This is a genomic window from Paenibacillus prosopidis, assembly GCF_003337375.1.
Lineage (GTDB): Bacteria > Bacillota > Bacilli > Paenibacillales > Paenibacillaceae > Pristimantibacillus > Pristimantibacillus prosopidis.
On record NZ_QPJD01000007.1, the window covers coordinates 94795 to 109095 of the forward strand.

General features: G+C 42.2%; 12 protein-coding genes. 1 reads left to right on the top strand and 11 read right to left on the bottom strand.

What is annotated here, in order from left to right:
- Nucleotides 1-18: 18 nt before the first annotated feature.
- The 11 genes from DFP97_RS12345 to DFP97_RS12395 form a co-directional block, all read right to left on the bottom strand.
- Entirely contained in the window at nucleotides 19-1347 is a 1329-nt protein-coding gene (locus DFP97_RS12345) for a UDP-glucose dehydrogenase family protein (RefSeq protein WP_114380299.1), read from the bottom strand.
- A gap of 19 nt (nucleotides 1348-1366) precedes the next feature.
- The gene (locus tag DFP97_RS12350) at nucleotides 1367-2236 is read right to left on the bottom strand and encodes an NAD-dependent epimerase/dehydratase family protein (RefSeq protein ID WP_245976169.1); all 870 of its coding nucleotides are present in this window, start codon (nucleotides 2234-2236) and stop codon (nucleotides 1367-1369) included.
- A gap of 13 nt (nucleotides 2237-2249) precedes the next feature.
- Nucleotides 2250-2855: a sugar transferase gene (locus DFP97_RS12355; protein WP_114380300.1), complete on the bottom strand. Its 606-nt coding sequence runs from the start codon at nucleotides 2853-2855 to the stop codon at nucleotides 2250-2252.
- 26 nt (nucleotides 2856-2881) lie between these two features.
- A complete protein-coding gene (gene galU / locus DFP97_RS12360; RefSeq protein ID WP_114380301.1) occupies nucleotides 2882-3769 on the bottom strand; it encodes a UTP--glucose-1-phosphate uridylyltransferase GalU in 888 nt (295 codons plus the stop codon).
- A 43-nt stretch (nucleotides 3770-3812) separates the two neighbouring features.
- Nucleotides 3813-4457, bottom strand: a complete 645-nt coding sequence (locus tag DFP97_RS12365) for a hypothetical protein (protein ID WP_114380302.1) — start codon at nucleotides 4455-4457, stop codon at nucleotides 3813-3815.
- Between the two features lie 32 nt (nucleotides 4458-4489).
- Nucleotides 4490-6313 (bottom strand): polysaccharide biosynthesis protein, encoded by a 1824-nt coding sequence (locus tag DFP97_RS12370; protein ID WP_114380303.1) that lies wholly within the window; start codon nucleotides 6311-6313, stop codon nucleotides 4490-4492.
- A 45-nt stretch (nucleotides 6314-6358) separates the two neighbouring features.
- Complete coding sequence (locus tag DFP97_RS12375; protein ID WP_114380304.1) at nucleotides 6359-7051, bottom strand: CpsD/CapB family tyrosine-protein kinase; 693 nt, start codon at nucleotides 7049-7051, stop codon at nucleotides 6359-6361.
- Nucleotides 7032-7799 carry a YveK family protein gene (locus DFP97_RS12380; RefSeq protein WP_114380305.1) on the bottom strand — a complete coding sequence of 256 codons (768 nt, stop codon included), beginning with the start codon at nucleotides 7797-7799 and terminating at the stop codon, nucleotides 7032-7034. Before DFP97_RS12380 ends, DFP97_RS12375 begins: the two co-directional genes overlap by 20 nt.
- A 167-nt stretch (nucleotides 7800-7966) precedes the next feature.
- Nucleotides 7967-10102: an S-layer homology domain-containing protein gene (locus DFP97_RS12385; RefSeq protein ID WP_114380306.1), complete on the bottom strand. Its 2136-nt coding sequence runs from the start codon at nucleotides 10100-10102 to the stop codon at nucleotides 7967-7969.
- A gap of 716 nt (nucleotides 10103-10818) precedes the next feature.
- Nucleotides 10819-11985 (bottom strand): mannitol-1-phosphate 5-dehydrogenase, encoded by a 1167-nt coding sequence (locus DFP97_RS12390; protein WP_114380307.1) that lies wholly within the window; start codon nucleotides 11983-11985, stop codon nucleotides 10819-10821.
- 122 nt (nucleotides 11986-12107) lie between these two features.
- Entirely contained in the window at nucleotides 12108-12770 is a 663-nt protein-coding gene (locus DFP97_RS12395) for an HAD family hydrolase (RefSeq protein WP_114380308.1), read from the bottom strand.
- Between the two features lie 354 nt (nucleotides 12771-13124).
- Between DFP97_RS12395 and DFP97_RS12400 the strand changes: the two genes are divergently transcribed.
- Entirely contained in the window at nucleotides 13125-13982 is an 858-nt protein-coding gene (locus DFP97_RS12400) for an MSCRAMM family protein (protein WP_114380309.1), read from the top strand.
- Nucleotides 13983-14301: the final 319 nt, after the last annotated feature.

The window sequence follows — 14301 nt, forward strand, 5'->3', positions numbered from 1 at the left end:
ACACGCTAAGTAATTGGTCTATCTACCTACTCCATAATATTTGAAATTACCAAGTAACTTCTCTCTCTTAGAGAATATATTTCTTAAATCAAACAGAAAATTATCATTCATATTTTCAATGATCTTTTTCAAGTCCATTCCTCTAAACTGATGCCATTCTGTAACAATAACTAATGCTTCTGCTTCTTTAGCTGCTTCATACTCATCATTCATATATTTAATATTTCTTCCTAGGTGCTCCAGTCTCCATTTGGCTTCCTTTATACCCTCCGGACAATAAGCTTGAATATTTGCCCCATAAGCAACAAGACCGTTTATTATATCAATAGATGGTGCATCTCTCATATCATCTGTCTCTGGTTTAAATGATAAGCCTAATACCCCTATTGTTTTTCCAGTGAGATCTCCGTCTTCACTTAATGTAAATCTAATTTTTTCGACCATTTTATATTTCTGCTTCTCATTGGCTCTTATTGCCGCTTCAATAACAAACATTTCCTCGCCATACTTTCTGGCGATATCCACTATTGCTTTGGTGTCTTTTGGAAAACATGAACCACCATATCCCGGTCCAGCGTGCAAAAATTTTGGAGATATTCTTCCATCCATACCCATAGCACGTGCAATTTCTTGTATATCTGCACCAGTTTTTTCTGCTAGAAGCGCCATTTCATTAATAAAACTAATTTTCACAGCAAGAAAAGCATTTGAAGCATACTTTATCATTTCTGATGTCTCAACGTTAGTAAAAACAAATGGTGTTTGATTAATGTAAAGTACATCATATACACTCTTCATAATCTCTTTTGCTTTGTCTGAGTCAGTCCCTATAACAACACGATCAGGGGTTAGACAATCTCGAACTGCTTTCCCTTCTCTTAAAAATTCAGGATTAGAAACAATATCAAACGAGTGGTCAACGCCTCGCTCAGTGAGTACTTTAGATATAGTACTCTCCACTAATTTACCTGTACCAACAGGAACAGTTGACTTATTAACAATAACTTTATATCCATTCATATACATTGAGATATTACTAGCAACTTCAAGGACATACGTTAAATCCGCACTACCATCATTTTTTGGCGGTGTGCCCACCGCTATAAAGATTACATCACTATTTTCAGTTGTTTCTTTTATATCTGTTGTAAACTTGAGTCTATTAGCTTGGACATTTCTGTCCATAATTTCTCTTAATCCGGGTTCATAAATTGGTAACTCCCCATTTTTAAGTCTCTCTATTTTTTCTTCAATTACATCCATGCAAGTTACATTCATGCCAAACTCAGCTAATATCACACCCTGTACAAGCCCAACGTACCCTGTCCCGATTACTCCTATCTTCATTCAACAAGCTCCTTAAAATTTACTTAATTTCACTATTTTCTATTGATTGGTGTAAATCTGCAACACAATAATCTAGTTGTTTATCAGTTGATAAATGTTTTGCAATAGTCAAACTGCCAAACATTTTGTTAAATACAGATACTTTCACACCAAATAATTTTATAAATATGGCAATACACTTAGATAGATGTATTTTCTTTGAATTAAACCTTGAAATCAGCTGTACGAGCTCTGTTGTATTCACATAATCATTATTTTGTGGAAAGAATATACCTGCCACTTGATTCTCAATAGCTAATTTAAAGAACTCAGATAAATTATCAATATATATCATACTACGCTTGTTAAATATATTAGGGAATACCGGCAATGTTAATGCAAGCTTACGTAATTTTGCATAGTTACCTGGACAATTTGGTCCATAAATCATCGGCGCTCTCACTATTACGACTTTAAATAGATTATCGTTAAGTTTATTTAGTTCATATTCCGCTTCTAATTTGCTCTTTCCGTATAATGTTATTGGATTGCAAGGTGTATTCTCAGTTATATTAACTTCCCGATCAATTTCCCCTTCAAGACCATATACTGATAAACTACTCATAAATATTAATTGTTTTACACCCTCAGATTTTGCCTTATTAGCTACTTCAACTGCAATATCTCGATTAACCTTTTTATATAATTCTTCTAATTTTATCTCTTCTTTTTTATGAACAATTGCAGTTACATTTAATAACACATCATATCTTGAAAAATCCTTTAATTGCCACTCATTGTTTCTCAATGAAATAGTTTCTATTTTATATTTATCAGGCCATTGGCTTAACCATCTTGTAAAGTTCAAACCTACATAGCTAGACTCGCCTGTGATTAATATATTAATCATATTTACACCTCTACTATTTGCTTGTTTCTGCTTTCCGTCCCTCCTTTACACCTTCACTCCTTAGCACACTGAATACTGTTTTGAAGAAAATTTCAATATCAAACAGTAAATTTATCCTTTTCACGTATTCACCATCAAATTTCGCTTTTATATCAATAGGCAGTTCATCCCTGCCATTTATTTGAGCCCATCCGGTCAGTCCCGGATAAATATCATTTGCATTATATTTATCACGCTCTTCTATTAAATCATATTGATTCCATAATGCTGGGCGTGGACCAATTATGCTCATCTCACCCTTAAGTATATTTATTATTTGAGGGAGCTCATCAAGACTTGTTTTCCTTAAAAATTCCCCGGTCTTAGTTATAAATTTGCTTGGATCTTGAAGTAAGTGTGTCGGAGTATCTTTCGGTGAGTCAGTCCTCATCGTCCTAAACTTTAATATGTAAAAATATTTTCTATTTTTACCTATTCGCTTTTGTTTAAAGAAAACAGGCCCTCTAGAATCTAGTTTTATTAGGAGAGCAATAACTACCATAAGTGGTGATATCAATAACAATCCTATAAAGGCTAAGAGAAAATCAAAGGTTATTTTAATTCCAAGGTAAAATTTCATATATTCACCTACTCTTTTATGATAAGTTAAGGCCTAGATAATGAATTTTGTTCAATTAAAACAGATTGTAAATATTCGAGCAAATCACGCTGTAGCTCTCCACGTTGCAGTGCGAATTCTATAGTTGTCTTAATAAAACCAAGCTTCTCCCCAACGTCATATCGAGTACCGTTAAAGTTATACGCATATACTGCTTCAATAGCATTTAATTTAGAAATAGCATCCGTTAATTGAATTTCACCACCAGCACCCGGTTCCAATTGATCAAGGATTCCAAATATTCTTGGGGTTAGAATATAACGTCCCATAATTGCTAAATTAGATGGCGCATCTACTTGCCGTGGTTTTTCAACTAATGATGAAACGCTAAACAACTGATCATGAATTTCCTTACCGTCAACTATTCCATACCTACTAACTTCTGCCTCAGGTACTCGCTGCACTCCAATAACCGATGACTGATAACGTTCATACTGTTCAATCATTTGCCTTAGACATGGCTTATCTGCTTTGACGATATCATCTCCAAGTAATACTGCGAAAGGTTCGTCGCCAATAAATTTCCTTGCACACCAAACGGCATGACCAAGTCCTCTAGCTTCCTTTTGACGAATATAATGAATATCAACCATCTTGGAAGATTTCTGAACTTCACTTAGAAGTTCAAGCTTTCCTTTTTCCAATAAATTTTGTTCAAGTTCAAAGGAATTATCAAAGTGATCTTCAATCGCCCTTTTCCCTTTACCTGTAACTATGATAATATCTTCAATACCCGACTCAACAGCTTCTTCTACGATGTATTGAATAGTAGGCTTGTCGACAATTGGGAGCATTTCTTTTGGCATAGCCTTAGTTGCTGGAAGAAATCTTGTCCCAAGTCCAGCCGCTGGAATTATTGCCTTCCGAACTCTCATATAACACCTTCCTACTAATCTTTTTTAATTAATCATTAAATACTTATTTTTCTTCGATTACCTCACCGTACGATTTACCCTGACTCATCCCATATTTCTTAGCAATCTGAATTAACTCATCGTATTGTTCAGGAGATAATCTATTAAGAATAAGACTACGCGCTTCCTTTTTCTCATCAATACTCAGACCGCCGCTTGCAAGAGCCTGTAAGTCCTTTATATCTGACATACTTAATTCTTCAAGGAACACAGATGTAAGCTGTGCTTTCTCACCGACCGTAATTTTCTCTTGAATAACCTTTGCTTTATCTACTGGTACCTCTGCTTGATAACTGTCTTTGGACTGTACATCTTCTGTCTGCGTGGAAGAATCCGTTTGTGCTGAATCAACTCTTCCCTGCTCTGACTCCACCAATTCATCAACTGATCCGACGGGTTGATCGTCAGATGGATTCGCAATCTCATCCGCTGTGTAAGTTGTGGTTTTGTCACTTCCATCTACTGGGTCATTAGAATTTTCTTCAACAGCAGTTACAACCTCGTTCATTAAGTCATTCTCCAAATCTGCGGCTAACGTGGAAATAAGCTTATCCACAGCATAATTTGCTGCAAATAAACCTCCTACTCCCAATACCACGATGACCGATGCCACCCAGATTAAGACCTTCTTCCATTTCTTCTTACGCATATCACTTTACCTCCGCTCTCGTCTGCTGAATGTTAGGATACATGTGAATAGAAAGGGACTAAATGCTCAATCACATCTCTTACCGAACTTTGACTTTCTCCCAATACTTTCTCGAAACGCTTGAACTGCAACTCTAGCTCTGCGCGGTTAATCTGTTGGGGTTTGCCAATATAAATGCGTTCATGCTGGGTAGACGTTACAGCTTCTTCATCGGTCAATAGCTCTTCGAATAGCTTCTCGCCCTCACGCATTCCGCTAAAATTTATCTCAATGTCTACATTCGGTTCATAGCCTGACAAGCGGATTAAATCCTGGGCCAAATCCAATATACGTACAGGCTGACCCATATCCAGGATGAATATTTCTCCGCCTTTGGCGAATGAGCCCGCTTGAATAACTAACTGGACCGCTTCCGGTATCGTCATGAAGTATCTAACCATGTCCGGATGCGTAACCGTCACAGGGCCTCCAGCAGCAATTTGCTCTTTGAATCGCGGTATGACGCTGCCGCGGCTTCCGAGTACATTGCCGAATCTGACGGCTACGAATTGGGTTTCGCTTATTGTATTAATACTCTGTATGTACATCTCTGCAATTCTCTTGGTAGCTCCCATAATACTGGAAGGATTAACGGCCTTATCGGAGGATATCATGACAAATCGTTCAACCTTATACTTGTCGGCACAGTCAGCCACATTCTTCGTACCGAACACATTGTTTTTCACCGCTTCGGATGGATTACGTTCCATGAGCGGAACATGCTTATGTGCTGCTGCGTGGAAAACTACCTGTGGTCTAAACCTGTTGAATACATCATCCATACGGCTGCGGTCCTGAATGTCTGCGATGACGGTTTCCAGCTGAACTTGCGGATACTTGCTTCTAAGCTCCATCTCAATCGTGTAAATACTGTTCTCACCATGCCCGAGAAGCAGCAGCCGGGACGGATTAAACGAAGCGATTTGCCTCGACAGTTCGGAACCGATTGAACCGCCGGCACCGGTTACCAGCACCACTTTATCCGATACGTAATCAGCGATTCCTTCCAAATCTATCTTGACCGGGTCTCTGCCAAGCAAATCTTCAACCTCGACATTTCGTAACGTTTCGACGGCGAGATGACCTGTTATAAGATCATTTATCGAAGGAATAATCTTTACCTTGGCGCCTGTCAGCTTGCAGATATTTATAATATCCGATATGTTCGTCCGCTTCACGGACGGCATCGCGATAATAATGTCATGAATTTGATGGGTACAAACCATTTCTTCAATTTTTGTTCGATCCCCGAGGACCGGCAAGCCGACGACCTGCATATTTCGCTTATATGGATCATCATCAACGAATCCTACTAAACGGTTGCCAGAGAAGCTGTTGTTTGTCATCATCTCTTTTGCAATAAGCGCCCCACAATCCCCTGCACCTACGACAAGCACGTTATTGGTTAATTCTGCCTTTTTCGTTCTATTTACTCGGATTAAACGCCAGAGGAACCGGGAGCCCCCCATAAAAAGCAGCATAATCTCAAGTGTCCGTGAAGTTATCGACAATGGGACGCGTACCCCATGAAGCAAATACGTTGCTATATAGGTCAACGCTATGCCGATAACGATCGCTTTGACGAGCTCGACGATCTCTCCAATACTTGCATACTGCCACATTCTTCTGTACATACGGAAGAAGGCCAAGCTTACTCCGCATATAACCGTTGTTACGAAAGCAAAAACCAGCATTTGTGACTCGTAGAGTGGAGGGATATTTCCGTCAAAGCGGAATAGGTATGACGTCGCAATGGCCACCCAAATAATACATATATCTACCACTAACAACACTAGCATTCTGCTTCTATAGCTCACTTCACTATTCCCTCCAACATAAATACCTTCTACGAAACAAAATATCTATTTATCTTGTGCTCCATAATAATAGTAGTAAGCTTCTTCACTCGCTTTACGCTTCACGTTGTTTAAAACAACGCCTAGAATACGCGCTTTGACATTTTCTAAGTTCTGCACGGCTTTATTTGCGATTTCCCGTTTTACATTGCCCTGATCGACGACGAGAATGACGCCATCACTCTTAGTAGCAATAATTTGGGCATCCGTTACGGCTAGCAGCGGAGGTGTATCAATGAGGATGATGTCATATATCTCTCGTAATTGCTCAATGACGGCTGTCATACTTTTCGATGCCATCATTTCCGCCGGATTTGGCGGAATTGCGCCTGAGGTTATGACATCCATATTTGGAACATCCGTCATTTGAATGGCTTCCTCCAAGGAGCACTGCTTCGAGATAACTGAGGATAAGCCCCAGCGATTCGATATCGCGAAAGTATGGTGGGCGGTAGGCTTACGAAGATCGGCATCGATAAGAATGACCTTCCGATCGGACTGAGCAAATGTAACGGCAAGATTCGTTATCGTTGTCGATTTGCCTTCGCCGGGACCCGCTGATGAAACCATAAGCACTTGAAGCTTCTCATCAATAGAGGAGAACTCAATATTTGTCCGCAATGCACGATATGACTCTGAAATGGGCGACCGGGGATTCGTGACTGTTATGAGTTGACGTTTATTTTTCAATCGAGACACGCTCTAGTTCACCTGCTTTGTAGGGTTGTTTTGCTCTGCTTGTTTGGCCATCGCCTGCATCTTCCGGACTCATTTTCGAAATCATGGCAAGCGTTGGTTGTCCCATATATTGCAGCACATCTGCTTCGGTCTTAATCGTATCGTCCATATATTCAAGCAAGAACGTAATCCCTACTGCCAGCATTAACGACACGACAAACGCGATTGCGATATTAAGAGGAACGTTCGGCGATACAGGGTCTGGCTGATCATTCATAACGGCTTTGTTAAGGATCGACACATTCTCAACCTTGAAAATATGTTGGATTTCTTCTTGGAAAACTTGAGATACGGCATTCACCGTTTTAGCCGCTTTCAGATAATCGACATCTTGTACGACTAATGTCATCACCTGTGTGTTATTTACGGAACTAACCTGAATCTTGTTGGTTAGCTGCTTAGCCGTTAATCCCAACTGCGGGAATTGTTCTACTACTTTGTCCAAAATAGCGGGAGTTTTGATTATTTCTTTATATGTATCTATCATCTTTATGTTCGAATTAATTTGGTTGATATCCAGCTGGCCGGTAGCGAGCTGCGATGCCGTTTGATTCACGATTATTTTGGTAGAAGCTTCGTAAACTGGATCTTTGAAAAATATACTGAAAATAGCCGACGCTGAAGAACAAACGAGTACGAATATTACGATAAGCCCTAATCTCTTCCGAACGATGGTCATGTACTGTCGCAAATCTAGTTCGTTTGACACTGTATGCTCCTCCACTGGATATAGGTATCGAAAGATTTTCTGATGCTGATGAACTATATCCTTTATCCTATTACATAGTAACCCAAAATCCATAAATTAATATTAAAAAAATTGTAAAAAATCTTCCTCCCACCTACATGAGAGGAAGATTTTGTAATACTTATATTTTATTCACCGAAATTAATTGCACGATAAATAATAACTGCTGCTTCTGCGCGGGTAGCATTGTTGTTCGGCAGGAACTTTCCTGCGTTGCCTTTCACGATACCGTTGCTGGCAGCGAAAGCAACACCAGCCTTCAGCGAAGCGCTGATTTTCCCAGCATCTGCGAAGCCTTTAAGCGCTGTATTCACATCAGCAACATCAGAAGCGCCTTGCGAAACTTTCAATGCGCGAGCGATCATCGTTGCCATCTCAGCTCGGGTAATCGTTGCGTTAGGATCAAACTTCGATGCCGAACGTCCGTTGATGATTTTAAGGTTAGCTGCTGCCGCTACGTACGGAGCATGCCAGTCGCTAGCTTTCACATCATCAAAGCTTTCCGTTGCGGAGCCGTTATCCAGATCAAGCGCACGAACAAGCATTTTTGCAAATTCAGCGCGAGTTACTTTATCTTGTGGAGCAAATTTACCAGCTGCTTTGCCTTCGATTGCGCCTTTAGCGGCTACTACTTGAATTTCGCGGCCTGCCCAAGCTTCAACGGAAGCAACGTCGCTGAACGATACTTTATTTTCAACAACTACATAAGAAGAGAAGGTGTCGCGCGGCTCTACGATGTGGCCTTTCTTAATGCGTCCGCCTTGGAATATCAGCTTGCCGTTTACTATCTTAGCGACCGACAGCAATTCCGTATCCAGGCCCGTTGTGTCGCCAAGCGGGATACTAATAAGAATTGGCTGATCAAACTTCGTTGTCGCAACTCCGCCGATCGAAAGATTGAAGTCATATACTTTGGAAGCTGCTTTCAGACTATTGCCAATAACCTCTGCTTTGGCATCGGATTTGCTGATTGTGAAGTTGATGGCATTCGAGAACTGGCCGCCAACTGGGAGCTCAACCGTCAGATCGCTTATTTTGAGCGTTACTGCCGTAATTTTCGCTTTTACAGCTTGCTGCATGATCGCGTTAGACAAATCGATAACCGTATCATTTTGGGTAACGTTGCCCAGATCAATCGTCAGTTTCAATTCAGAAAGCTTCGCTCCTGGAACTGCTCCTTGCAAGCCCTCAGCAATTGCTGCAATACCAGCGATTGCGGAAACCATTTGCTTCTCATCTAATTGAAGAACTGCTCGTCCGTTAATGGTTGCAATGCTGCTCGAAGCCGAGATCGTCGAGAGCGTATTAACAAGCGCTTGCGCCTCTTTCACGGCCGCTTCGATAAGCTTCGTTTTCTCTTCGCCGGTCGCTTTCGCGATAGCGTCCTTCACAGCGTCCAGCTTGCCAACGTAGTCGTTAACAGCCTTCGGGAGCTCGATCACAGGAGTAGTTACAACTGCGCCGCCACCACCACCGCCGCCAGTTGTAGGAGTGTTCAGGGATTGATACGCTGTGTATAGTGCTAGTGCAGCTTGATTAAATTTGTTATTGTCGTTCACTGCGGATTTCACTGCCGTTGCGACATTAATGACATCTTCAGTTGTCACTTTATAGTAGAGAAATACTTTCTCAACTGCGTACTCATTCTCAGGCAATGCTGCGATTACATCCTCCAGAAGATCGTTAACTCCATTCGACTCTGACAATAATGCCAACAAAGCCGATAGATCCTTCGACTTCAACTGCTTCATGACTTCGTCCTGAATGTCAAAGAAGTAGTTAGCAAAATCATCTACCGTCAAATTAGCGACACCTGCCGCTGTAGCGAACGTTTGAACAAACGCTCCATGCTCTACACGAAGTGCTTCAACACCCGCAGCTGACGGACTGTATGACAGACTTACTGCATCAAGAATCAAATCTTTCAAATCTGCTTTCTTAGCTGCTGCATTCGCATCACTTGCCGGGATAAATTTGTCTACAATTGGCTTGACGATTTGCTCCTTCTGAGCGTCAGTCAAACTGTTAATCGCATTACGAAGAGCTTCGACTTCATCCAACCCGCCCGTTTTATCGAGCGCATTATAAATCGCCTTCGCACGGTCAATCAGTACGGAATTAGCCGTTGTAGTAGAGGCATAAGCCACGTCACTCACGCCAAGCTTCTCCGCCAAACCTTTATTGCTGAGCGGAATACCAGCGAATGCGGACATCGCTACACTCGCTGCAATTGTTGATACTGCCAGTTTCTTTCTTAATGTCACTCTCTCTCACCTCTATAATAGAAATAGTTGCATTCATTTTAATGAATGAATGACTAGTAACGCCAAACGCAGGACTTTCATTATGTACTTGCTTCTGAATCAGAGTGTTCTCTCATCCGCCTCTCAATTGAAGCGTACGCTGCGCGCATCCGAAATCCTCGATCAGCATGTACCCGGACTTCTGACCCATTTACAAGTAATAGGCACACCCACCGCTTTTAACTGTTCGTTAATGCGAAGGTGTGCTCGGCTGCGTCATCTGCTGGTTAATATGGGTACGAATGTCCGTTGGACTGATCCTTAATTCCTAAGAGAAGATGTTCCTCTCTTCCCAAAAAGTTCTAATGAGCCTATTCTACCATATGAATTTAGTTCAATCAGCACTTAATTTTATATTTCGACAGAAATATTTGATTTGTTTATACTATACCCGACATTTTTCAGCAGTAGAAGTTAATTTATGGTAATTCAATGCCGTTTTGTTTCTTTTTCCACTTTACACCAACTATTTTTCAGAAGCGTGTTTGTTGCTAGTTTTGACGGAATCGTAGTTCGATTATGCTAATCCACAAATTATCAACATGTTATCCACAGCGATGATCGATTTAATTTTCTGTACAAAAAAGAAGCGACGGAAGTCCTACTCCTATCGCTTCTTATATGTTTGTTCGCTTCGTCATCAGATCGAACGTGAACGGAGCTCGGCGGGCAATATTTCATCTGGCGATTGCATAAGACTCTTTGAGCGCGCCATAGCTATCTACGATTTTCTGATGAATCGCATGCTTTTGCGGAATCCCCATATACGAGGCGATGACATCATGAATGCCGGAACGCCGAATCGCAGCCTGCAGCAAGACGGCCTCCTCATCCTGATCGTAGTCAAATAGAAGTGCAGCCGCTATAGCTGATGTTAGATAAGGGATAGGAATACCCAGCCTATGCGCTTGTAAAGCGGGCCTGACGAGCCTATCATTCAGTGAAAGCTTGCGAATCGGTGAACGGCCGACGCGTACGACGTGATCAGACAAACGGGGATTTGTAAATCTCACCATCATTTTTTGAATATACTTTTCATGCTTCTTCTTATCCCAATGATATTTGGAGGTAAGGAGCTTCCCCGTCTCTCCCAGCACACCCGATATTTCCGCCTTAATCTTAGTATCTCCCATCGCTTCTTGAATCGTATCATACCCTTCAAGGTAACCATGATACGCCGCCGTGCAATGACCCGTATTGACGGTAAACAGCTTACGTTCAATGTAAGGCTCCAACGAATCCACATATTTGATTCCATCAATCTCCCGGTAACCCTCGATCATCGACGAACGATCTACAATCCATTCAAAATAAGGCTCTACGGTTACTTTAAGCGGATCATCATGCTCCTGAACAGGAACGATGCGGTCAACGGCTGTATCCGGAAAAGCAATGCAGCTATCCGCTTTCTCATGCCACTCCGCCGGCAAATGTTCATAAACGCGCCGCTTGAGGAGCGAGCTTCCGGAAATCGCATTCTCGCATGCGATGATATGCAGCGGTCTGAGGTTATGGCCGCTGAGTCGAAGCTCAACACCTGCGGCGATGGACTCCGCAATTTGCTTCAATGCAGATACGCCTACCGCTGTTGTGACCATATCAGCCGTCGCGATAGCCGCCGCTACTGCCGCCTTGTTCTTGCCGCTGATCGCCGTGACATTGTTCACGATTTCCGTATCTCTTGCCTCGTTCGCAAGTGTAACGGAATATTGCTTCTGCTGCTGGAGGAGCTGAATCTTCCTTTCATTTCGGGCCACAAATGTGACCTCATAGCCCGCATTGGACAAAAGAAGGCCGATAAACCCTCTTCCGATATTACCTGCGCCAAAATGAACAGCCTTCATCGTCCGAACCTCCTTTAATTGGATGGTGTCGTCCTTGAATTGTTTTCTGAATATTCTAATTATTTAATGCGTTGAACAGCCATCTCTTAAAATCTTTGACCACTTTTCTGAATTACGGCACTCTATAGCGCACCTGCAACCATTTCACGAAAATCAATATGAGCTAATGATTCCGCATGATAACAACGATCCGACTTATCGAACTCTAAGCTCTTCGTAATCGCATTCGGTACGATAATACATGACATCCCAGCAGCTGATGCAGCACGCGCCCCATTAGGGGAATCCTCAATCGCTACCGCTTCATTTGCTCCCACGTTCAGACCAGCCAGAGCCTGCTTGTATAGTTCAGGGTCAGGCTTCACCTTCGTTACATCATCAGCCGTTCGAATGCATTCGAAGTAATGCGCGATTTCGAGCTGCTCCAAATATTTATCGATCCAAGCGCGGGCCGAGCTGGAGGCAAGGCCGATCTTGAGGCCAGAGTCCTGAGCGAAATTCAAATAATCCATGATGCCGGACCGAACCTCCTCGCTTTGCATAAGTGCGGAATGCTGGAGATGCACTGATTCGCGGAAGGCTTGCTTATCAATTGGCAGCTTCAAATCTGTCATTAAATATTCATAGGGGTTAAAAGTATGCAGACTCGTGCCTATGCAGCCGGAGTATTGTTCTAATGTAAGCTCAACACCATGTTCCTTGTATGCGTCGCGAAATGCGTTGTACCACGCCGTTTCCGTGTCAATAATTGTGCCATCAAAATCAAATATGATTGCTTTAATCATCCATCCGTCTCCTTTCAAGAGATAAAATGTTAGATTTGTTAACAAGACCGTAACACGGTTTAAAAGTTGACGTCAAGGCATGATACCGCTCAACAGCTCGTCCCGACGGTCGTCGCTCTCACTCCCTGAACTCCCGCAAACCATTGCGGCTGCTGGATTTTCACGATTCTTGCAAGCGCTTTGATTTGTTATGAAAAAAAATTTCGCCCATTTTCTGTCAAACGCTTACATTTCGTTATCCAGCGCCTCTACCTAGCTACGTCTCGCATTTAAGGCATATATCCCTTTCCATTTATTTATTCGCTCATACTTTATATGATAAAGTAAAAAAAGTGTAGGAAGTGGGGATTTCAGATGCCGATAATAGACCGATATACACTTCAACCAAGTCCATTTATTGTTGTCGACGGGCGTGATCAGGAAACAGCTAATCTGCAACTACAGCTTGCACCCGATGCGGATTCAGGAAATGTTTCGGGATCTGTAAGACTTCCTGACGGCACAGCCATTTCGTTAGCAACAGTGATGCTTTTTTCTTCCAATGGACAGCCATTTGAGCATAACAATAGTAATCCTGCCGGTTTGTTTATTTTCCCCAGGGTTCCAGTAGGTTCCTATTTCATTACGGCTTCTGAGCCTACACTGTTGACACCTGTCCGGATACCCATTTCGGTATCTAGGAATGCCACGACAACAGTGAATATTACGATGCAAACAGATCCTGACGGACAGAAGAATGCCCTCTATGGTATCATCCAAAACAGCACAGGAACCCCTGTAAACGATGCTACCGTCGAATTGTTCCAGGAAGTTAATTCAACACTGCAAATGGTGGGAATCGTCTCCTCTAACGGTGATGGCCAATATTTATTTGCTGCTCTGGAAGACGCTACTTATGTAATTAGAGCGAGCAAAGCAGGGTTTTTGCCGAACCAAAGCGCTCCCGTTTCGATTTCGGGCAGAGAGTTTTCCCCGCTAAATATTAATCTGTCAGCAGATCCTGACGCGAATACGGGAACAATCAGCGGGTTTATTACAGATAGCATAGGCGGGCAGGCAATACCCAATGCAATCGTCGCACTCTACCTCATAAACAACGGAAATGAGCTAGTAACGGATATTACTAAAACGAACGCTGGGGGTTTTTATATGTTCGGGGATCTTACTGCCGGCACCTATCGTGTAAAGGCATCCGTACAAGTTCAGGAGTGAGGACAGGTGACAACAAGCCCCGAATATCTAACGAAAGATAGTCCCCCGATTGAATTAGAACCGAAGGAGAATGCTATCGTCAACCTGTCACTGGATAAAGTACCAATCCATCCACCAAAAAGAAACAAATGTTTTCATAAGAAAAAGAAATGCTCTTATCGCGGACTGGTACCTGTCACCGTCATTTTCTGCTTAACCCAACGAAAAAAAACGAAGGTAGTCAAGTATCGGGTTCAAGCTATATTAAAGCGATCACTCCGATACGGGAAGCCTATTGAGCTGTTAAGCAATCATACCAAATGGTCCAAACGGCTTAAAC

Excerpts from the sequence above, each read along its gene's own strand:
- DFP97_RS12345 (WP_114380299.1), bottom strand. The coding sequence starts at position 1,347 with ATGAAGATAGGAGTAATCGGGACAGGGTACGTTGGGCTTGTACAGGGT.
- DFP97_RS12350 (WP_245976169.1), bottom strand. The coding sequence starts at position 2,236 with ATGATTAATATATTAATCACAGGCGAGTCTAGCTATGTAGGTTTGAAC.
- DFP97_RS12355 (WP_114380300.1), bottom strand. The coding sequence starts at position 2,855 with ATGAAATTTTACCTTGGAATTAAAATAACCTTTGATTTTCTCTTAGCC.
- galU (WP_114380301.1), bottom strand. The coding sequence starts at position 3,769 with ATGAGAGTTCGGAAGGCAATAATTCCAGCGGCTGGACTTGGGACAAGA.
- DFP97_RS12365 (WP_114380302.1), bottom strand. The coding sequence starts at position 4,457 with ATGCGTAAGAAGAAATGGAAGAAGGTCTTAATCTGGGTGGCATCGGTC.
- DFP97_RS12390 (WP_114380307.1), bottom strand. The coding sequence starts at position 11,985 with ATGAAGGCTGTTCATTTTGGCGCAGGTAATATCGGAAGAGGGTTTATC.
- DFP97_RS12395 (WP_114380308.1), bottom strand. The coding sequence starts at position 12,770 with ATGATTAAAGCAATCATATTTGATTTTGATGGCACAATTATTGACACG.
- DFP97_RS12400 (WP_114380309.1), top strand. The coding sequence starts at position 13,125 with ATGCCGATAATAGACCGATATACACTTCAACCAAGTCCATTTATTGTT.